Annotated in this window: 17 protein-coding genes; all 17 read left to right on the top strand. The window is 34.1% G+C overall.

The genetic code is table 11. The annotated features are described in order from the left end of the window. Positions 1–14: 14 nt before the first annotated feature. The 17 genes from FHQ18_RS04355 to FHQ18_RS04275 all read left to right on the top strand — a co-directional run bounded on the left by FHQ18_RS04355 (position 15) and on the right by FHQ18_RS04275 (position 15,615). Positions 15–518: a shikimate kinase gene (locus FHQ18_RS04355; protein ID WP_149265952.1), complete on the top strand. Its 504-nt coding sequence runs from the start codon at positions 15–17 to the stop codon at positions 516–518. Continuing rightward, the gene (aroB, locus tag FHQ18_RS04350) at positions 508–1,572 is read left to right on the top strand and encodes a 3-dehydroquinate synthase (RefSeq protein WP_149265951.1); all 1,065 of its coding nucleotides are present in this window, start codon (positions 508–510) and stop codon (positions 1,570–1,572) included. The genes FHQ18_RS04355 and aroB overlap by 11 nt, the downstream gene beginning before the upstream one ends. Next, positions 1,565–2,377: a tetratricopeptide repeat protein gene (locus tag FHQ18_RS04345; RefSeq protein WP_149265950.1), complete on the top strand. Its 813-nt coding sequence runs from the start codon at positions 1,565–1,567 to the stop codon at positions 2,375–2,377. Before aroB ends, FHQ18_RS04345 begins: the two co-directional genes overlap by 8 nt. Further along, positions 2,370–2,729, top strand: a complete 360-nt coding sequence (locus FHQ18_RS04340) for a roadblock/LC7 domain-containing protein (RefSeq protein WP_149265949.1) — start codon at positions 2,370–2,372, stop codon at positions 2,727–2,729. Before FHQ18_RS04345 ends, FHQ18_RS04340 begins: the two co-directional genes overlap by 8 nt. Next, a complete protein-coding gene (gene aroQ / locus FHQ18_RS04335; RefSeq protein WP_246798642.1) occupies positions 2,722–3,159 on the top strand; it encodes a type II 3-dehydroquinate dehydratase in 438 nt (145 codons plus the stop codon). Before FHQ18_RS04340 ends, aroQ begins: the two co-directional genes overlap by 8 nt. 16 nt (positions 3,160–3,175) lie before the next feature. After that, positions 3,176–4,225 (top strand): M24 family metallopeptidase, encoded by a 1,050-nt coding sequence (locus tag FHQ18_RS04330; protein ID WP_149265947.1) that lies wholly within the window; start codon positions 3,176–3,178, stop codon positions 4,223–4,225. Between the two features lie 18 nt (positions 4,226–4,243). Beyond that, positions 4,244–4,813: an elongation factor P gene (gene efp / locus FHQ18_RS04325; RefSeq protein ID WP_149265946.1), complete on the top strand. Its 570-nt coding sequence runs from the start codon at positions 4,244–4,246 to the stop codon at positions 4,811–4,813. 14 nt (positions 4,814–4,827) lie between these two features. After that, positions 4,828–5,310: an acetyl-CoA carboxylase biotin carboxyl carrier protein gene (gene accB, locus FHQ18_RS04320; protein ID WP_149265945.1), complete on the top strand. Its 483-nt coding sequence runs from the start codon at positions 4,828–4,830 to the stop codon at positions 5,308–5,310. A 9-nt stretch (positions 5,311–5,319) separates the two neighbouring features. Next, positions 5,320–6,657, top strand: coding sequence for an acetyl-CoA carboxylase biotin carboxylase subunit (gene accC, locus FHQ18_RS04315; protein ID WP_149265944.1), 1,338 nt, complete (start codon positions 5,320–5,322; stop codon positions 6,655–6,657). Continuing rightward, positions 6,654–8,243, top strand: a complete 1,590-nt coding sequence (locus FHQ18_RS04310; protein WP_149265943.1) for a tetratricopeptide repeat protein — start codon at positions 6,654–6,656, stop codon at positions 8,241–8,243. Before accC ends, FHQ18_RS04310 begins: the two co-directional genes overlap by 4 nt. Next, complete coding sequence (locus FHQ18_RS04305; RefSeq protein ID WP_149265942.1) at positions 8,240–8,845, top strand: hypothetical protein; 606 nt, start codon at positions 8,240–8,242, stop codon at positions 8,843–8,845. Before FHQ18_RS04310 ends, FHQ18_RS04305 begins: the two co-directional genes overlap by 4 nt. A 244-nt stretch (positions 8,846–9,089) precedes the next feature. Next, positions 9,090–9,932, top strand: a complete 843-nt coding sequence (ispE, locus tag FHQ18_RS04300) for a 4-(cytidine 5'-diphospho)-2-C-methyl-D-erythritol kinase (RefSeq protein ID WP_188020340.1) — start codon at positions 9,090–9,092, stop codon at positions 9,930–9,932. An 11-nt stretch (positions 9,933–9,943) separates the two neighbouring features. Continuing rightward, positions 9,944–10,900 carry a ribose-phosphate diphosphokinase gene (locus FHQ18_RS04295; RefSeq protein ID WP_246798640.1) on the top strand — a complete coding sequence of 319 codons (957 nt, stop codon included), beginning with the start codon at positions 9,944–9,946 and terminating at the stop codon, positions 10,898–10,900. Beyond that, the gene (gene pth / locus FHQ18_RS04290) at positions 10,900–11,490 is read left to right on the top strand and encodes an aminoacyl-tRNA hydrolase (protein WP_188020339.1); all 591 of its coding nucleotides are present in this window, start codon (positions 10,900–10,902) and stop codon (positions 11,488–11,490) included. The genes FHQ18_RS04295 and pth overlap by 1 nt, the downstream gene beginning before the upstream one ends. Beyond that, the gene (locus FHQ18_RS04285) at positions 11,475–13,493 is read left to right on the top strand and encodes a sodium-translocating pyrophosphatase (protein ID WP_149265940.1); all 2,019 of its coding nucleotides are present in this window, start codon (positions 11,475–11,477) and stop codon (positions 13,491–13,493) included. Before pth ends, FHQ18_RS04285 begins: the two co-directional genes overlap by 16 nt. A 249-nt stretch (positions 13,494–13,742) precedes the next feature. Then, positions 13,743–14,834 (top strand): redox-regulated ATPase YchF, encoded by a 1,092-nt coding sequence (gene ychF / locus FHQ18_RS04280; RefSeq protein ID WP_149265939.1) that lies wholly within the window; start codon positions 13,743–13,745, stop codon positions 14,832–14,834. After that, positions 14,827–15,615 carry an SH3 domain-containing protein gene (locus FHQ18_RS04275; protein WP_188020338.1) on the top strand — a complete coding sequence of 263 codons (789 nt, stop codon included), beginning with the start codon at positions 14,827–14,829 and terminating at the stop codon, positions 15,613–15,615. Before ychF ends, FHQ18_RS04275 begins: the two co-directional genes overlap by 8 nt. The last annotated feature ends 5 nt before the right edge of the window (positions 15,616–15,620 follow it).

Below are 15,620 nucleotides of genomic sequence, written 5' to 3'. Positions count from 1 at the left end.
TATTGGGGTGTTTTATGAATATTTACCTGATAGGTTTTATGGGAACAGGAAAGACAACGGTGGGGAAAATACTTGCTGAGAAATTAGGAAGGAAATTTTATGACCTTGATGAACTTATAGAGAGAAAAGCAGGCAAATCAATCAGGGATATTTTTATTGATGATGGCGAAGAGCACTTTAGAAAAATTGAGACTGAGGTCTTAAAAGAGGTCGCAGGAGGGAAAGGTTATATTATTGCTACAGGTGGAGGTTTATTGACTACGGAAGGTAACTACGAAGTGATGAAAGAGAGTGGTGTTATAATTACTCTTGCTGCTAGTGCCGAATCGATTTATGAGAGGCTAAAAGGTGATGAAAGCAGACCTCTGCTTATGGTGGAGAATGTTATTGATGAGATTAAAAGACTGATGTTTGAGCGGGCACCTCTTTATATAAAGGCGGATTATATTGTTGATACTTCCGATGTTTCTCCCGATGAAGTGGCTGCTGAAATTATGGAGTTTTTAGATGAGTTATAATTTATTCGTAAATTTAAAAAAAGAAGTCGATTATTCCTATCCAATAATTATCGAGAAAGGCTGCATAAAAAATGTATTAGAGATGTATCATAATTCCTTTTATCTGATTGATTCTAAAGTGTACTCTCTTTATGAGAGTTTTTTTGAAAATATAGATAAGAAATTTATATTTGAAGCATCAGAAGAAAACAAAAAAATTGAAAGCGTGCTGGAAATTTTAAAATGGCTGAAGGATGAACAGGCAAACAGAAGTTCAAAACTTATTGTGCTCGGAGGTGGGATTACTGGTGATGTAGGGGGATTTGCGGCTTCCCTTTATATGAGAGGTATTAATTTTATTCAAGTACCTACCACCCTTTTGTCTATGGTAGATAGTAGTGTTGGTGGAAAAACAGGTGTAAATTTTGAAAATAGAAAAAATTTTATAGGTAGTTTTAAACAGCCTGAAAAAGTATTTATAGATACTGCATTCCTTTCCACTCTTGCGGATGATGAATATAAAAATGGATTGGCTGAAGTTATTAAATATTCCTTGATGTTTGACGAGGAGTTTTATGAGTTTTTATTATCAAATCGTAACAAAATAGCCATGAAAAAGAATGAAACTGTAATGGAGATGATTTATAGATGTTGTAAGCATAAGGCTGATGTGGTTAGGCAGGATGAGCTTGAGTCAGGCATAAGAAAATTTTTAAACTTTGGTCATACCATAGGTCATGCCATCGAGGTGGATTCCAATTACAGTATAAAACATGGATTTGCTGTAGCCATAGGGATGTATCTTGAAACATTGGTGGGGGTTGAGCTTGGGGAAGTATCCGAAGATACATTGGATTTTGTAAAGAAAATACTGAGTTTATATGGATTTGATTATACATATAAAATAAAAAATAAAGATTTGTTCATTAATGCCATGATGAGTGATAAAAAAATTGAAAATGACGGATTAGTACTCTCCTTGACTAATAGAATTGGGGCTGGTAAAATTATAACAGGTATAAAGTTGGATGATGTGGTATTAATTCTTGAAAAAACAGGAGTTTTTAATGGATGAGAAAATAAGAAATAGATATCTCAAAGATATTGAATATTTTTCAAAGAAACTTGAAGAACAGCCCGATTCTAAAGTGTTCATGCCTCTTGCTATTGCATATTTGAAACTTGGTAAATATGATGAAGCTATAGATACTTGCATAAAAGGGCTTGATAAAAATCCAAATTATTTAGCTGCTAAAACAGTTCTTGCACAAGCTTATCTTGAAAAAGGGATGATTGCAGAGGCAAAAGCTCTTTTAATTGAAGTTACTACATTGAATAAAGATAATTACAGAGCTAATAAATTATTAGGAGATATTTACAGGTCTGAAGATAACTTAGACAAGGCGCTTTATTATTATCGTAATGCTTTATATATAGTTCCTGAGGATAGAGACCTAAAAGAGCTTGTAGAAGAGTTGGCTGAAAACATCGAAGCAGTTCCGAGAGACATTGAAGAGATACCTGAGAAGGAAAAAATTGAAGAGGTTATTAAGGAGGTTCAAGAAGATATAGGGGAAGAAGTTTCTGCTGAAGTTTTGCAGCAAGAAGATATTGTTAAAGAAGTTGATGAGTTTATTGAAAAGGGGCTTGATGAAGAGGTAAAATTAGGCGCGGAAGATTTAAAAGAAGATTTAATTCCAGAACGCGTGATCGAACCTGAAACCATATTACAACAGGAAGAACTATCTACGGGTATTTTAGATGAAGAAGAAAAAGTAGAGGAATTTAAGGTAGAAAAGGTTAAAAACGCAGCATTGATTGAACAATTAGAAGGTTGGCTAGAAAATATTAGAAAAGTAAAGGCATCAAGAAGTGTTTAAAAAGATAATTCAATCTATTTTTAACTCTGTAGAAGGATTAAAGCTTTTTGCCATATTTGATAAAGACGGTATAATTGTGGATAAAGAGGAAAAGTCTGAAAGAACCGCGGAGGAATTGGCTGCGGAATTTTCTTCCGTTTTAAGATATATTGATAAGGTAACAACTTATTTGGTTACTGGTAAAATGGAAAAAATGGTTATTGATTGTGGAAATGAAATTTTTTATCTTCACAAACTTAACAAGTTTTATTATATTGTAGCCCTCTTGGATAGAAATGCTATAATAGGAAAACTCAGGTTTTATATAAAGTATTTTGAGCAAGATTTAAGAAGAGAGCTGGATATTGATTAAGATCGCTGTTATAAATGGTCCTAATTTAAATCTGCTTGGTGAGAGAGAAAAAGGGTTTTACGGTTGCTTTACGTATGATGAATTAACTACAGATATTTTGAATTTTGCAAAGAATAATAATATAGAAGTTTCTGTATTTCAATCGAATATAGAGGGTGAAATAATAAATGAAATTCATCGGCTAAGAAAATGGGCTGATGGGATTGTAATTAACGCTGCCGGTTATACTCATACAAGTGTGGCTATAAGAGATGCTTTAATTGCTTTTGGCAAACCTGTTGTGGAAGTTCATATAAGTAATGTTTACAAAAGAGAAAATTTCAGACACAAATCATATATTTCAGATATTGCTGAGGGTGTGATTGCCGGTTTGGGTAAATATTCGTACATATATGCAATAGATTTTTTGAACAATCTTTTAAAAAAATAATTTTAAGAGGCTTTAAGTGAATAGGGTTGATAAATTAAGAGATTATTTGGATAATTGTGGCTATTATCCGTATATTGTATCAGATGTATCAAATATTTACTATTTATCAGGTTTTACTGGAAGTACAGCTTTTATAATTCTTACAGAAAATCATAACTATTTTATTACAGACGGAAGGTACGCGGTTCAGTCGAAAAAAGAAGTAAATGATGATTTTGAAATAAAAATTGCCGAAGATTATAAAGAAACTTTTAGAAGTTTATTAAAGGGTTATAGAAAAGTTTGGCTTGAGCCTTCTGGTGAAATAAGATTGCTTATCAGTTTACAAAATCTTAATTTAGATGTTGAAGTATGCGAAGAAGATAAGGTTAAGTTATTAAGAATGATAAAAGATGAAAATGAAATAAAGTTGATTCGAGATGCTTATAAAGTTGCAGAGATTGCTTTTTTAAACAGCTTAGAAAGTTTTTCTTACGGTGAGACGGAAAATATATGGGCTGCACAGCTTGAATATAACATGAAAGTTGCTGGTGCAAGGGGCACAAGTTTTGATACTATTGTTGCATCAGGGTTTAGAGGTGCTTTACCGCATGGTGTAGCTTCAGATAAGAAGATAAATAAAAATGAACCGGTAATCGTAGATTATGGTTGTAAAGTAAATTATTGTAGCGATATAACAAGGGTCATTTATAATGGAAATGATAGTTATGTGTTAAAGATTATTGAAATTGTTAAGAGTGCTTTAATGTTTGCAAAAGAGAATGTAAGAGCAGGAGTTAAGTGCAAGGAGATTGATAAGATTGCCAGGGATTATGTTGATTCAAAAGGGTATGGAAGTTTTTTCAATCATGGATTAGGTCATGGGGTAGGTATAGATGTTCATGAATTACCTGCTTTTAACAAGCGTGATGAAACTATTTTGGAAGAAGGGATGGTTTTGACCATTGAGCCTGGGATTTATTTTGATGGAGAATTTGGTGTAAGATTGGAAGATACGGTAATAGTTAAAAAAGATGGGTGTGAAACATTAAACGGTTTATTAAAAGATTATGTTTATAAAATATAAAAAAAGAAGAGGTGTGATATGATTACTCCAAATCAGTTTAAAAGAGGTACAAAGATTGAAGTTGATGGAGAACCTTTTGTTGTGGTGGAATATTTGCACTTTAAGATGGGAAGAGGCGGTGCAAATGTTAGGACAAAGTTAAAAAGTTTATTAACAGGTAACGTTATTGAAAAAACATTCAAATCTGATGAAAAATTAAAGCAGCCTGATTTTGAAGAGAAAGAGATGCAATATCTTTATAATGATGGGGCAAATTACTATTTTATGGATAATGATACCTATGAGCAGATTATTGTAAGTGCAGATGAAGTGGGTGAATCAGCACTTTTTATGCCTGAAAATTTAAATGTAACTGTTTTGATATTTAATGGTAAACCTGTTGGAATTGAGTTGCCAAACTTTGTAGAGTTAGAAGTGGTGGAAACAGATCCTGGAGTAAAAGGGGATACTGTTAGTGGTGGTTCAAAACCAGCTAAAGTAGCAACAGGTGGTGTAGTACAGGTGCCACTTTTTATTTCTGAAGGGGATGTTATCAAAATTGATACGAGAGATGGTAAGTATATAGAAAGAGTAAAGAGTGCTAAATAAATTAGGAGTATGTTATGAATTTAAAAGTTATTAGAGAATTAGTTAAGTTAATCGACAAATCAAATATTACTGAATTTGAATATGAGAATGGTGATGAAAGGATTTATCTATCAAAGAATGTAGAAGTTGTTACAGTTACAGCTCAACCGCAGACTGCCGCGCAGCAAGTTACTCAGCCTGTGTTAAAGGAGCAAGAAGTCGCAGTAGAAGCTAAGCCAACTGAAGTAAAAGAAAAAGATGTAGCTCTGGATACTAATTATGTTGAAGTAAAGGCACCTATTGTAGGAACATTTTATGAGGCTCCAGCTCCAGGTGCTGAACCATTTGTAAAAGAAGGGGACACAGTGAAAAAGGGGCAAACCCTTTGTATAATTGAAGCAATGAAGATTATGAATGAGATAGAGGCAGAATTTGACTGTAAAATCATTAAGAAAGTTGGACAGAATGCAAAGCCTGTAGAATATGGTGAGACTATATTTATAGTGGAACCACTTTAGGGGTAAACTATGTTAAAAAGGGTATTGATTGCTAATAGAGGTGAAATTGCGCTTCGAATAATAAGGTCATGTAAAGAACTTGGTATAGAAACAGTAGCTGTTTACTCTAATGCAGATAGGGAATCACTTCATGTGGCATTTGCTGATGAGGCAATATGTATAGGTCCTCATCAGGCAGGTGATAGCTATCTCAATATTAAAAACATAATTTCTGCAGCTGAAATTGCTGATGTGGATGGTATACATCCAGGTTATGGTTTCCTTGCTGAAAACGCTGATTTTGCAAGGATTTGTGAAGATTGTGGATTCAAATTTATTGGTCCAAAATCTGAACATATAGAACTGATGGGGAATAAAGCTAAGGCTAAGGAAACAATGAAAGAATTTGGTGTTCCTGTTGTCCCTGGTAGCGAAGGTGCTGTGGATGATCCGGATGAAGCATTGAAGATTGCCAAAGAGATAGGATTTCCTGTGATTATTAAGGCATCAGCTGGTGGTGGTGGCAAAGGGATGAGGGTGGCTCATAATGAAATGAGTTTTTTGAATCAGTTTGAGATGGCTAAAATAGAAAGTGAGAAAGCTTTTGGAAGTGGTGATGTTTACATAGAAAAGTTTATTGAGTCGCCAAGACATATTGAAATACAGGTTTTTGGGGATTCTTTTGGTAACGTAGTGCATTTCTATGAAAGGGAATGTTCTATCCAAAGGAGGCATCAGAAATTAATAGAAGAAGCTCCTAGTCCATTTCTCACTGAGCGTATGCGCCAGAAAATGGGTGAAATCTCTGTAGAAGCAGTTAGAAAACTTGGTTATGAGAATGCAGGCACAATAGAATATATTGTGGATAAATCAGGTAATTTCTATTTTATGGAGATGAATACAAGGATTCAGGTTGAACACCCCATCACTGAGATGATTACAGGAATTGATTTGGTAAAACTTCAATTACTTGTAGCATCAGAAAAAGAGATACCTTTTAAGCAGGAAGATATTGAGATTAGAGGACATGCAATAGAATGTAGAATAAATGCTGAGGATCCAGAAACGTTTATGCCTTCACCCGGTACGATAAATGCCTATTACACTCCTGGTGGTTTTGGTGTGAGAGTAGATTCTGCAGCTTATCAGGAATGTACAGTTTTGCCGTATTACGATTCAATGATTGCAAAACTCATAGTGCATGGCAAGGATAGAGATGAAGCAATAGCCAAGATGAAAGTAGCTTTAAATGAATTTATTATAGAAGGGGTAAAAACAACAATTCCTCTACATAAACGAATTATGGAACATCACAAATTTATGGAAGGGGATGTGAGTACGGATTTTTTGGAGAAGTATTTTAAATGAGAAAAATACTGTTTTTTGTGCTGTTTGTTATAAGTTGTAGTACGATTAATCAGGCAAAGATTACCGATACAGCAAAATTATACAATTCATTCATGAAAATTTTAAGTTTTGAGCAAGAAGGTAGATATGATGAGGCTTTAAAGTTACTTGATGAGTTGTTAGCAGTTGATAATGATCCATACCTTGTTCTTAAAAAGGGTAATATTTTAATCAAAGAAGAAAGATTTGATGAGGCAAAAGAACTATATTTAAGATATGTTCAAAAATATAAGAATGAAAAAATTTATTATAGTTTATCATATCTGTATCGTACTCATTATAAGGATATCGACGAGGCTATTAAATATTTGAAAAAGACTATCGAGGTAAATGAGAAAGAGGAATACCTTTTTGAACTGGCAAATTTGTATGAGATGAAAGGTGATTTCTCTTCATCCGTTGGAATCTATAATAAACTGATAAAAATTAATCCGTCTTCAGAATATTATTATAGAAGGGGCGTTTTATACTTAAAGCTGGGATTGGAGAAGAAGGGAATTGATGATGTCAAAAAATCCTATGAAATCGATGAGTATCCGTTGGCTTTGTATAGGCTTGCCGATTATTACATAAAGAAGGGGGATAAGGCAAAAGCAATAGATATGCTCAAGAAGGTGATCAAAGCTCATCCTAATCAGAGGAGTCTCAGTTTTAAACTTGGGCGACTTTTGGTGGATGAAGAGAGATATGATGAGGCGTTATCTGTTTTTAAGTCACTGGAAAACAGTAAAGATAATTTGATAAAAATTACTGCTTTAAAACAGATTGCCGCAATTTATTTTGATAAAAAAGATTATAAAAAATCGCTAGAGTATTTTAAAAAGGTCCTTGAAATTAAAAAGGATGATTTACAGGCTTACTATTTTGCAGGTTTTCTTTCCGAGGCACTTAATAAGGATGATGATGCAATCGATTTTTATAAAAAAGCTTTAGAAATTGATAGCGATTATGTTCAACCTAAAAAAAGGTTATCTGTAATCTATACCAAAAGAAAAGATTATGATAAAGCACAGAAGATATTGGATAGTATCAAAGTGGAAGATAGGGATGTGGATTATTACAGGTTAAAGGCTGTAATTTACTATGAGCAGGGGAAATATAAGGATGCCATAGGAGTTTTGCAAAAAGGATTAGCAGCAGGATATGATGATGAGGATTTGCTGTTTGATCTTGTTATAAATTATGAAAAGATGAAAGACTATAAAAATGCTGAGAAATATCTGAGAAAGATTCTTGAATATAATCCTAAAAATGCAACCGCTTTGAATTTCTTAGGCTATATGTTTGCAGAGCATGGTATTAATCTCGATGAAGCTTATGATCTGATTAAAAAAGCCCTTGAGATTGAGCCAGATAATCCTGCATACATTGATAGTATGGGATGGGTGCTTTATCAGATGAAAAGATATGAAGAAGCTTATAAATATCTGAAGAGAGCTTTTTTGTTAGCTCCTGATGAGCAGGAGATAAAAGAACATTTTATAAAAGTGCTGAAAAAGGTTCATCCAGAAAAAACGCCTGACGAAATCTTAAAAGAAAAAGAATGAAAAAAAAAATCTTATTTTTATTTTTATCTTTGTTTTTAACTTTTTCCTGTGCAAAGAAGGACGTTGTAAGATTTGATTATTCGGATAGTGTTCTTTTAAAGAAAATTTATGAAAATAATAAATTGGTTTGCAATGTTAAAGGGAAATTTATCATATATTATGAGGATAGGTTTTTCAAAGTAAAGTTTAGATGTGCCTTGGTAAAGGATTGTAACAATTCTATAAGGTTGTTTATTTTTGGATTGTTGAATCAGGTTATAGCAACTGTTCGTTATGATGGAACTCAGGTTATTGTATTGGAGAAAAACAAAGATATTTCAAAAGAATATGCAGACGTTTTGGATAAAGATAGGATTGAGAAAATTATTAAGCTATTTAACACTCCGGCTTTTCTACCAAAAGGGATTTTGAAAAAAGAAGTGTTTGAAAATTATTTGTTGCTGTTTGATAAAAACAATATTTTGTATAAAATTGATAACGAGTTTAGAATCGTAGAAATTAAGACGGATAATTTTAATATTTCATACGAATTTAAAAATGGAAGGCTTAAAGAAATAGATTATGTTGATTTTTCACAGAAATTGTCTATAACCTTCCTTTGATGAATTCTTTAGCCCTGAAAAGGTGCTAACAAATTATAAATTAATGAATGATTATAACTCAATAAACAAGTTCCTTGGATTTTTGCCCAATTATGCAAAAACCCGAGGAGAACAAAAAACAAGGCAGAGGAGATTGCTTCGTCATTGCAAAGGATGATAGTTCCGAAGCAATCTATGTTATTTCTGAGAATTCTTCTGATGGCAGAGACAAAACCTTTGAGTTTTGTTTGTAAGGAGTTTTATAGTGACGGCAAATACAATTAAATGTTATGCGAAAATCAATCTATTTTTGTATGTCACCGGTAAAAGGAAAGATGGTTATCATAATCTTTTTACACTTTTTAGCCGTATAAATCTCTTTGATGTCTTATATGTTGAGCCTGCTGAAAAATTTAAGATTGTATGTAATAATCCTTCAATTCCTGTGGATAAAAAAAATTTGATTTATAAAGTTTATGATAAGTTATGTGAAACTACAGGTTTTGATGGTTGTGTAAGAGTATATCTTTATAAGAATATTCCGATAGAAGCCGGTTTGGGTGGGGGCAGCAGTGATGCGGCAGGTTTTTTAAAGTTGGTAAATAAAATTTTTAATTTGCGGTTGAGTCTGGATGAAATGAAAAACATTTTGAGAGATGTGAGTGCTGATGCACCATTTTTTTTGCAAGAAAAAGCACTTATAGCAAAGGGGATAGGTGATGAGTTTGTTGCCGATTTAGATTTGTGTCCTCTTTATTTATTGTTGGTAAAACCCTCTTTTGGAATAAGCACGAAAGCTGTGTATAATAGTAGAAATTTAACGTTGACAAGTGAGCCTCGAATTACTAATATTCACTCGCTTTTGAATTTTGAAACCCTGATTTCATATATGCACAATGATCTTGAGAGCGTTGTTTTGCAAGAATTTAGTGAGCTAAGGTTGATAAAAAAACAGATGTTGAATTTTGGAGCTGTTAGGTCTTTAATGAGTGGTAGTGGTTCAACGATTTTTGGTATATTCCCTTCCAAGTATAAGCTTGAGAAAGCATATTGTTATTTTAAGGATTTAAATAAAGATTACTTTGTTTATAAAACAACTACATTGTAGGAGTAAGGAATATGGGTAAAGATATGGACTTTTTAGTTTTTTCAGGAAATTCAAATAAAAGCTTAGCTGTTGAAATTGTACAAAAATTGGGGATGAGGCTAAGTGATGCTACGGTAACACAGTTTAGTGATGGTGAGATTTTTGTGAGGATAAATGAAAGTGTTAGGGGCAGGGATGTATTTGTTATTCAGTCTAGTAATTATCCTGCTGATAAGCATTTGATGGAACTGATGATAATGGTGGATGCTTTGAGACGTGCTTCTGCAAATTCTGTTACTGCGGTTATGCCGTATTTCGGATATGCAAGACAGGATAGGACTGTGGAACCAAGAGTTCCCATTACGGCAAAACTGGTGGCAAATATTTTGACGACTTCAGGTATTGATAGAATGGTTACAATGGATCTTCATGCAGGGCAGATTCAAGGATTTTTCGATATCCCTGTAGACAATCTTTATGCATCACCCATAATTACGAAATATCTTATTGAGAATAAAATGATGGGTGATGATTATGTTGTGGTTTCTCCTGATGCTGGTGGTGTGCCAAGGGCAAGAGCGTATGCCAAAGTTTTACAAACTAGTCTTGCTATTATTGATAAAAGACGTATTGCTCCAAATGAAGCAAAGGCAATGCATGTAGTAGGTGATGTAAAAGGCAAGCATGTAATAATTATAGATGATATGATAGATACTGCAGGTACATTAACGGAAGCTGCAAATGCAGTAATTGAAATGGGGGCTTTATCTGTAAGAGCTGCTGCTACTCATGCTGTATTGAGCGGTCCTGCTATTGAAAGAATTGTAAATAGTTGTCTTGAAGAGGTGATTGTTACAAACACTATTGAATTAACAAAAGAGAAAGCTGCTATTTCCAAAATAAAAGTGTTATCTGTGGCTGAAATTTTTGCTGAGGCGATAAGAAGAATACATAAGAAAGAGAGTATAAGTTCTCTTTTTGTGAACTAATGATAAAGAATTTGATTGTTGGCCTGGGTAATCCAGGAAAAGAGTACGAAAGGACAAGGCATAATATCGGTTTTATGGTTGTTGATGCCGTGGCGGAGTGTCTTGACGCTAACTATAAGAGAGGGTTCAAAGGAGGGTATGCAAAGGTTGGCGATGTGATTTTATTGAAACCTTTTACATATATGAACAGAAGCGGCGAAGCGGTAAAGGATGTGGTGAATTATTACAAAATCGATACAGAAAACATTCTTATAATCCATGATGATTTGGATATGGAATTTGGTAAGATTAAGTTTAAAAAGGGTGGTTCGGATGGAGGGCATAACGGAATCAGATCTATAATAAATCATCTTGGAAATAGCAATTTTTTTCGTCTAAAAATAGGGATTTCTAAACCTATTCGATCTGAATATACATCTCAATATGTTCTTGGAGAATTTAATACTAGTGAGAAAAAAGTGTTGCCAGAATTGATAGAGTTATGTAGAAATGCAGTTTTATGTTTTGTGAATGATGGCTATAGGGTAGCAATGAATAATTTTAATAATAAAAAAGTGGATAAGGAGGAAAAACAATGTCGTCAGCCTTAATGTATCTCGCTCCTATTATGGGGGCTGTTGGTCTTATCGTCGCATTTATAATTTATAACTATGTCAAAAAGCAACCTGTGGGCACCGAGAAGATGAAAGAGATTTCTGATATGATTCATGATGGTGCTATGACATTTTTAAGCAGGGAATACAGAGTCCTTGCTGTGTTTGTTATAATTGTATTTATTCTTATGATACTTTCCAAAGATCTTGGGTATAAAACAGCTATTGCCTTTTTAAGTGGTGCTGTTTGTTCAATTCTTGCTGGTTTTTTTGGTATGAAGTCAGCAACTCGCGCCAATGTAAGGACAAGTGAAGCTGCAAGAAGTAAAGGTATAGATGCTGCACTGTTTGTTTCTTACAATGGTGGTGCCGTAATGGGACTTGCTGTTGCAAGCCTTGGTTTGCTTGGAGTGGGTATCTTTTTTGCACTGTTTGGCGATCCTGAGAATGCAAAATACATTAATGGTTTTGCTATGGGAGCTTCTTCCATCGCACTTTTTGCAAGAGTAGGGGGCGGAATTTACACAAAAGCAGCGGATGTTGGAGCAGACCTTGTGGGTAAGGTTGAGGCAGGAATCCCTGAAGATGATCCAAGAAACCCTGGTGTTATTGCAGATAACGTTGGTGATAATGTTGGTGATATTGCAGGTATGGGTGCAGATATTTTTGAGTCTTATGTGGGATCGATTATTGCCACTGTTGCTATTGCTGCTACCGCTAATACCGATTTGCTTACCAAATTAGGTGGTGAAAATTTACGTTTAAATCTTATGTATTTACCAGTATTTCTTGCAGTGATTGGCTTGGTTGCATCATTGATTGGTGTATTCTCAATGAAAGTGCTTAAAAATACAGATCCTCAAAAGGCATTGAGATATTCAACATTTATCGGAGCTATTCTGTTTATTGCAGGCGCTTATATAGCAGTCTCTTCATTTGGAATAAATACAGGAGTATTTTGGGCACTGTTTCTTGGTACCATTGCAGGTATTGTTATCGGTTTGATTACAGAATACTATACTTCATCAAGACCTGTTTATAGAATTGCTGAAGCATCTAAAACTGGTCCAGCAACAAACATTATTCAGGGTTTTGCAGTAGGGCTTGAGAGTACCGTACTTCCAATTATTATGATTTGTGTAGCTATTTTTGTGGCTAATAGTGCTGCAGGCCTTTACGGTATAGGTATTGCAGCAGTAGGTATGCTTGCCACTGTTGGTGTTACAATGACTGTTGATGCGTATGGACCAATTGCTGATAATGCTGGTGGTATTTCAGAAATGGCTGAACTTGGTCCAGAGGTAAGAAAGATCACAGATAGTCTTGATGCATTGGGTAACACAACTGCAGCAGTTGGTAAAGGTTTTGCGATTGGTTCAGCAGCTCTGACAGCATTGGCACTTTTTGCGGCATACAGCAGTAGTGCAAAAATTGATATTATAGATATTACTCATCCAAATGTTGTTATAGGTATGCTTATTGGTGGATTTTTACCATTTTTGATTGCAGCACTTACTATGACATCGGTTGGTAAAGCTGCTGGAGAAATGGTAGAAGAGATTAGAAGACAATTTAGAGAAATTCCAGGCTTACTTGAAGGCAAACCAGGTGTAAAACCTGATTCAAAAACATGTATAGATATTTCAACTAAAGCTGCTTTAAGAGAGATGGTTTTACCAGGTGTGATAGCAGTTATTGCTCCAATAATCGTAGGCTTTGGAATCGGCAAAGAGTCTCTTGGTGGTATGTTGGCTGGTGCAACAGTTACAGGTGTATTACTTGCATTATTAATGGCTAATGCCGGCGGTGCTTGGGATAATGCCAAAAAGGCGATTGAAAAGGGTGAGATTCCTGGAGAGAAAAAAGGTTCAGAAGCGCATAAGGCTGCTGTGGTTGGGGATACAGTTGGTGACCCATTCAAGGATACCAGCGGTCCTGCTATGAATATCTTGATAAAATTAATGAGTATTGTTTCTCTAATTATTGCTCCATTACTTTAACAAAAAGGCCGCTTAAAAGCGGCCTTTTTTTGTATATTATACAATTTTATGTTTGAGAAACGAGATTCTTCGGCCGGGTCCTTGGTATAGGACTTCAAAATTGATAAGTTTTCTGATTTTGGTTGTAAGTGTATAGAAAGCAATACAACTAAAGAAAGGTGCATAACTCTCAGAGATTCGAATGTGGCCTGAGAAGAATCTCATTATAATATTTTATTAAAATAGTATTATTTAAAAGGTGAGGTTGAAATGGGATTTAATTGTGGAATAATCGGTTTACCGAATGTAGGGAAATCGACAATTTTTAATGCACTTACAAGAGCGAAGGCAGATAGTGCAAACTATCCATTTTGCACTATAGATCCCAATGTGGGTATTGTAAATGTTCCGGATGATAGGTTGGATTTTATAGCTGAGCATATAAAACCTAAAAAGGTTACCCCTACAACAATAGAGTTTGTTGATATTGCTGGGCTTGTAAAAGGTGCGAGTAAAGGTGAAGGGTTAGGGAATCAATTTCTTTCTAATATAAGACAGGTTGATGCCGTTGCCCATGTGGTTAGATGCTTTGAAGATGAAAATATTGTGCATGTAAATGGTAGAGTTGATCCTAAAAATGATATTGAGATAATAAATACAGAGCTCTTATTGGCAGATTTGGAAGTACTTGAACGGGCCATTGTAAAGGTGGAAAAGAATGCAAAGAGTGGAAATAAAGAGCTTAAAGAAAAAGCGAAGGTTTTGAAAGATATTTATAACCGAGCCTCCCTTGGGGTGATGCTGAAAAATATTGTGAATGAAGATGAAAAGGAATTACTGAAAGAGTACAACTTATTGACTCTAAAACCGATGATGTATGTATTAAATGTTGATGAAGAAGGTCTATATGAGGATAACGATTATGTTAAAGCAGTAAAGGAGATTGCTGAAAAAGAGAATGCAAGGGTGGTAAAGATTTGTGGTAAAATAGAGGCGGAACTGACTGAGCTTGATGAAGAAGAGGCGAAACAGTTTTTGAAAGAGATGGGATTAGAGAGATCTGGACTGGAGTATATGATAATGGAGGGGTATAAGCTTTTAAGTCTAATCACATTTTTTACTGCTGGAGAAAAAGAGGTAAAAGCTTGGACAATAAAAGAGGGTACTCCAGCGGTAAAAGCAGCAGGGAAAATTCATTCAGATATCGAGAGAGGATTTATCAGGGCTGAAGTGGTTGACTTTGAAACCTTTAAAGAATATAAATCGATGCAAAAAATAAAAGAGCTTGGTAAATTAAGGCTTGAAGGAAAAGAATATATTGTAAAAGATGGTGATATCATCTATTTTAGATTCAATGTTTAGAAAACTTTTAATATTTTTGCTTTTTTTCTTTTGCTTCTCAATATCTGCTATTGCTGGTGATAATGCGTCCTCAAAATCTGATAATGTGACAAAATTTATTGAAACCTTAGCAAAGGTGAAAGTAACTACCTACGTTTATAAAGAGCCTAATATAAAGTCAAAAAAATTGAGAAGATTATATAGGGATTCGAAAATTATTGTAATCCAAGATTATGATGATAAATGGTATAAGGTAAAATATAACAATGTAAGGACAGGATTTGTTCTTAAAAAGAATATTGAAATGAGATATACGCTTAAAAAAGAAGTTAAAAGAGGTCCTTACCAGCTAAAGAAACTGCAGATTGATCTTAAAAGCCTTATCCAAAGATTTAATTTCAATATGACGGAATCTAAGTTTTTTTTAGATATGGGATATGTTCCGAATTTTGGTTTGAAAAGTGTAAAGAAATTTAATGGTACATTAAGGGTCGAACTTTACTATTTTTGGAATATAAAAAAGGGTGTGAAGATAAAAAAGAAAGAAAACCCTTTTCAAGATTTATTGAAGCAATTTTTGGAAGTGGTGTTCTTTAAGATGTTTATGGAACAGTCCAAGTACTATGAGATTTATATTTATGACAAAAATAAAAAAGGTAAAAATACTGAATTATATGCAAAATTGAGATATACTGATATGGATAACAGGTTTTTTGAAATTAAAAATGTTGATGGTAAGATTTGGGATTATGTTGAGAGCAATGTTTCTTTGAATTCGTTATTTGCTGAAATAAAATCATAAAGAGG

It is taken from the genome of Deferribacter autotrophicus, from assembly GCF_008362905.1.
Lineage (GTDB): Bacteria > Chrysiogenota > Deferribacteres > Deferribacterales > Deferribacteraceae > Deferribacter > Deferribacter autotrophicus.
The sequence above is the reverse complement of the archived record's forward strand: the minus strand, read 5'-3'. Positions and strand labels throughout refer to the sequence as shown.

Coding starts and splice junctions, on each gene's coding strand:
- ychF (WP_149265939.1), top strand. CDS start 13,743: ATGGGATTTAATTGTGGAATAATCGGTTTACCGAATGTAGGGAAATCG.
- FHQ18_RS04295 (WP_246798640.1), top strand. CDS start 9,944: ATGGGTAAAGATATGGACTTTTTAGTTTTTTCAGGAAATTCAAATAAA.
- FHQ18_RS04275 (WP_188020338.1), top strand. CDS start 14,827: ATGTTTAGAAAACTTTTAATATTTTTGCTTTTTTTCTTTTGCTTCTCA.
- FHQ18_RS04345 (WP_149265950.1), top strand. CDS start 1,565: ATGGATGAGAAAATAAGAAATAGATATCTCAAAGATATTGAATATTTT.
- FHQ18_RS04305 (WP_149265942.1), top strand. CDS start 8,240: ATGAAAAAAAAAATCTTATTTTTATTTTTATCTTTGTTTTTAACTTTT.
- efp (WP_149265946.1), top strand. CDS start 4,244: ATGATTACTCCAAATCAGTTTAAAAGAGGTACAAAGATTGAAGTTGAT.
- accC (WP_149265944.1), top strand. CDS start 5,320: ATGTTAAAAAGGGTATTGATTGCTAATAGAGGTGAAATTGCGCTTCGA.
- pth (WP_188020339.1), top strand. CDS start 10,900: ATGATAAAGAATTTGATTGTTGGCCTGGGTAATCCAGGAAAAGAGTAC.
- FHQ18_RS04285 (WP_149265940.1), top strand. CDS start 11,475: ATGTCGTCAGCCTTAATGTATCTCGCTCCTATTATGGGGGCTGTTGGT.
- aroB (WP_149265951.1), top strand. CDS start 508: ATGAGTTATAATTTATTCGTAAATTTAAAAAAAGAAGTCGATTATTCC.
- FHQ18_RS04355 (WP_149265952.1), top strand. CDS start 15: ATGAATATTTACCTGATAGGTTTTATGGGAACAGGAAAGACAACGGTG.
- FHQ18_RS04310 (WP_149265943.1), top strand. CDS start 6,654: ATGAGAAAAATACTGTTTTTTGTGCTGTTTGTTATAAGTTGTAGTACG.
- accB (WP_149265945.1), top strand. CDS start 4,828: ATGAATTTAAAAGTTATTAGAGAATTAGTTAAGTTAATCGACAAATCA.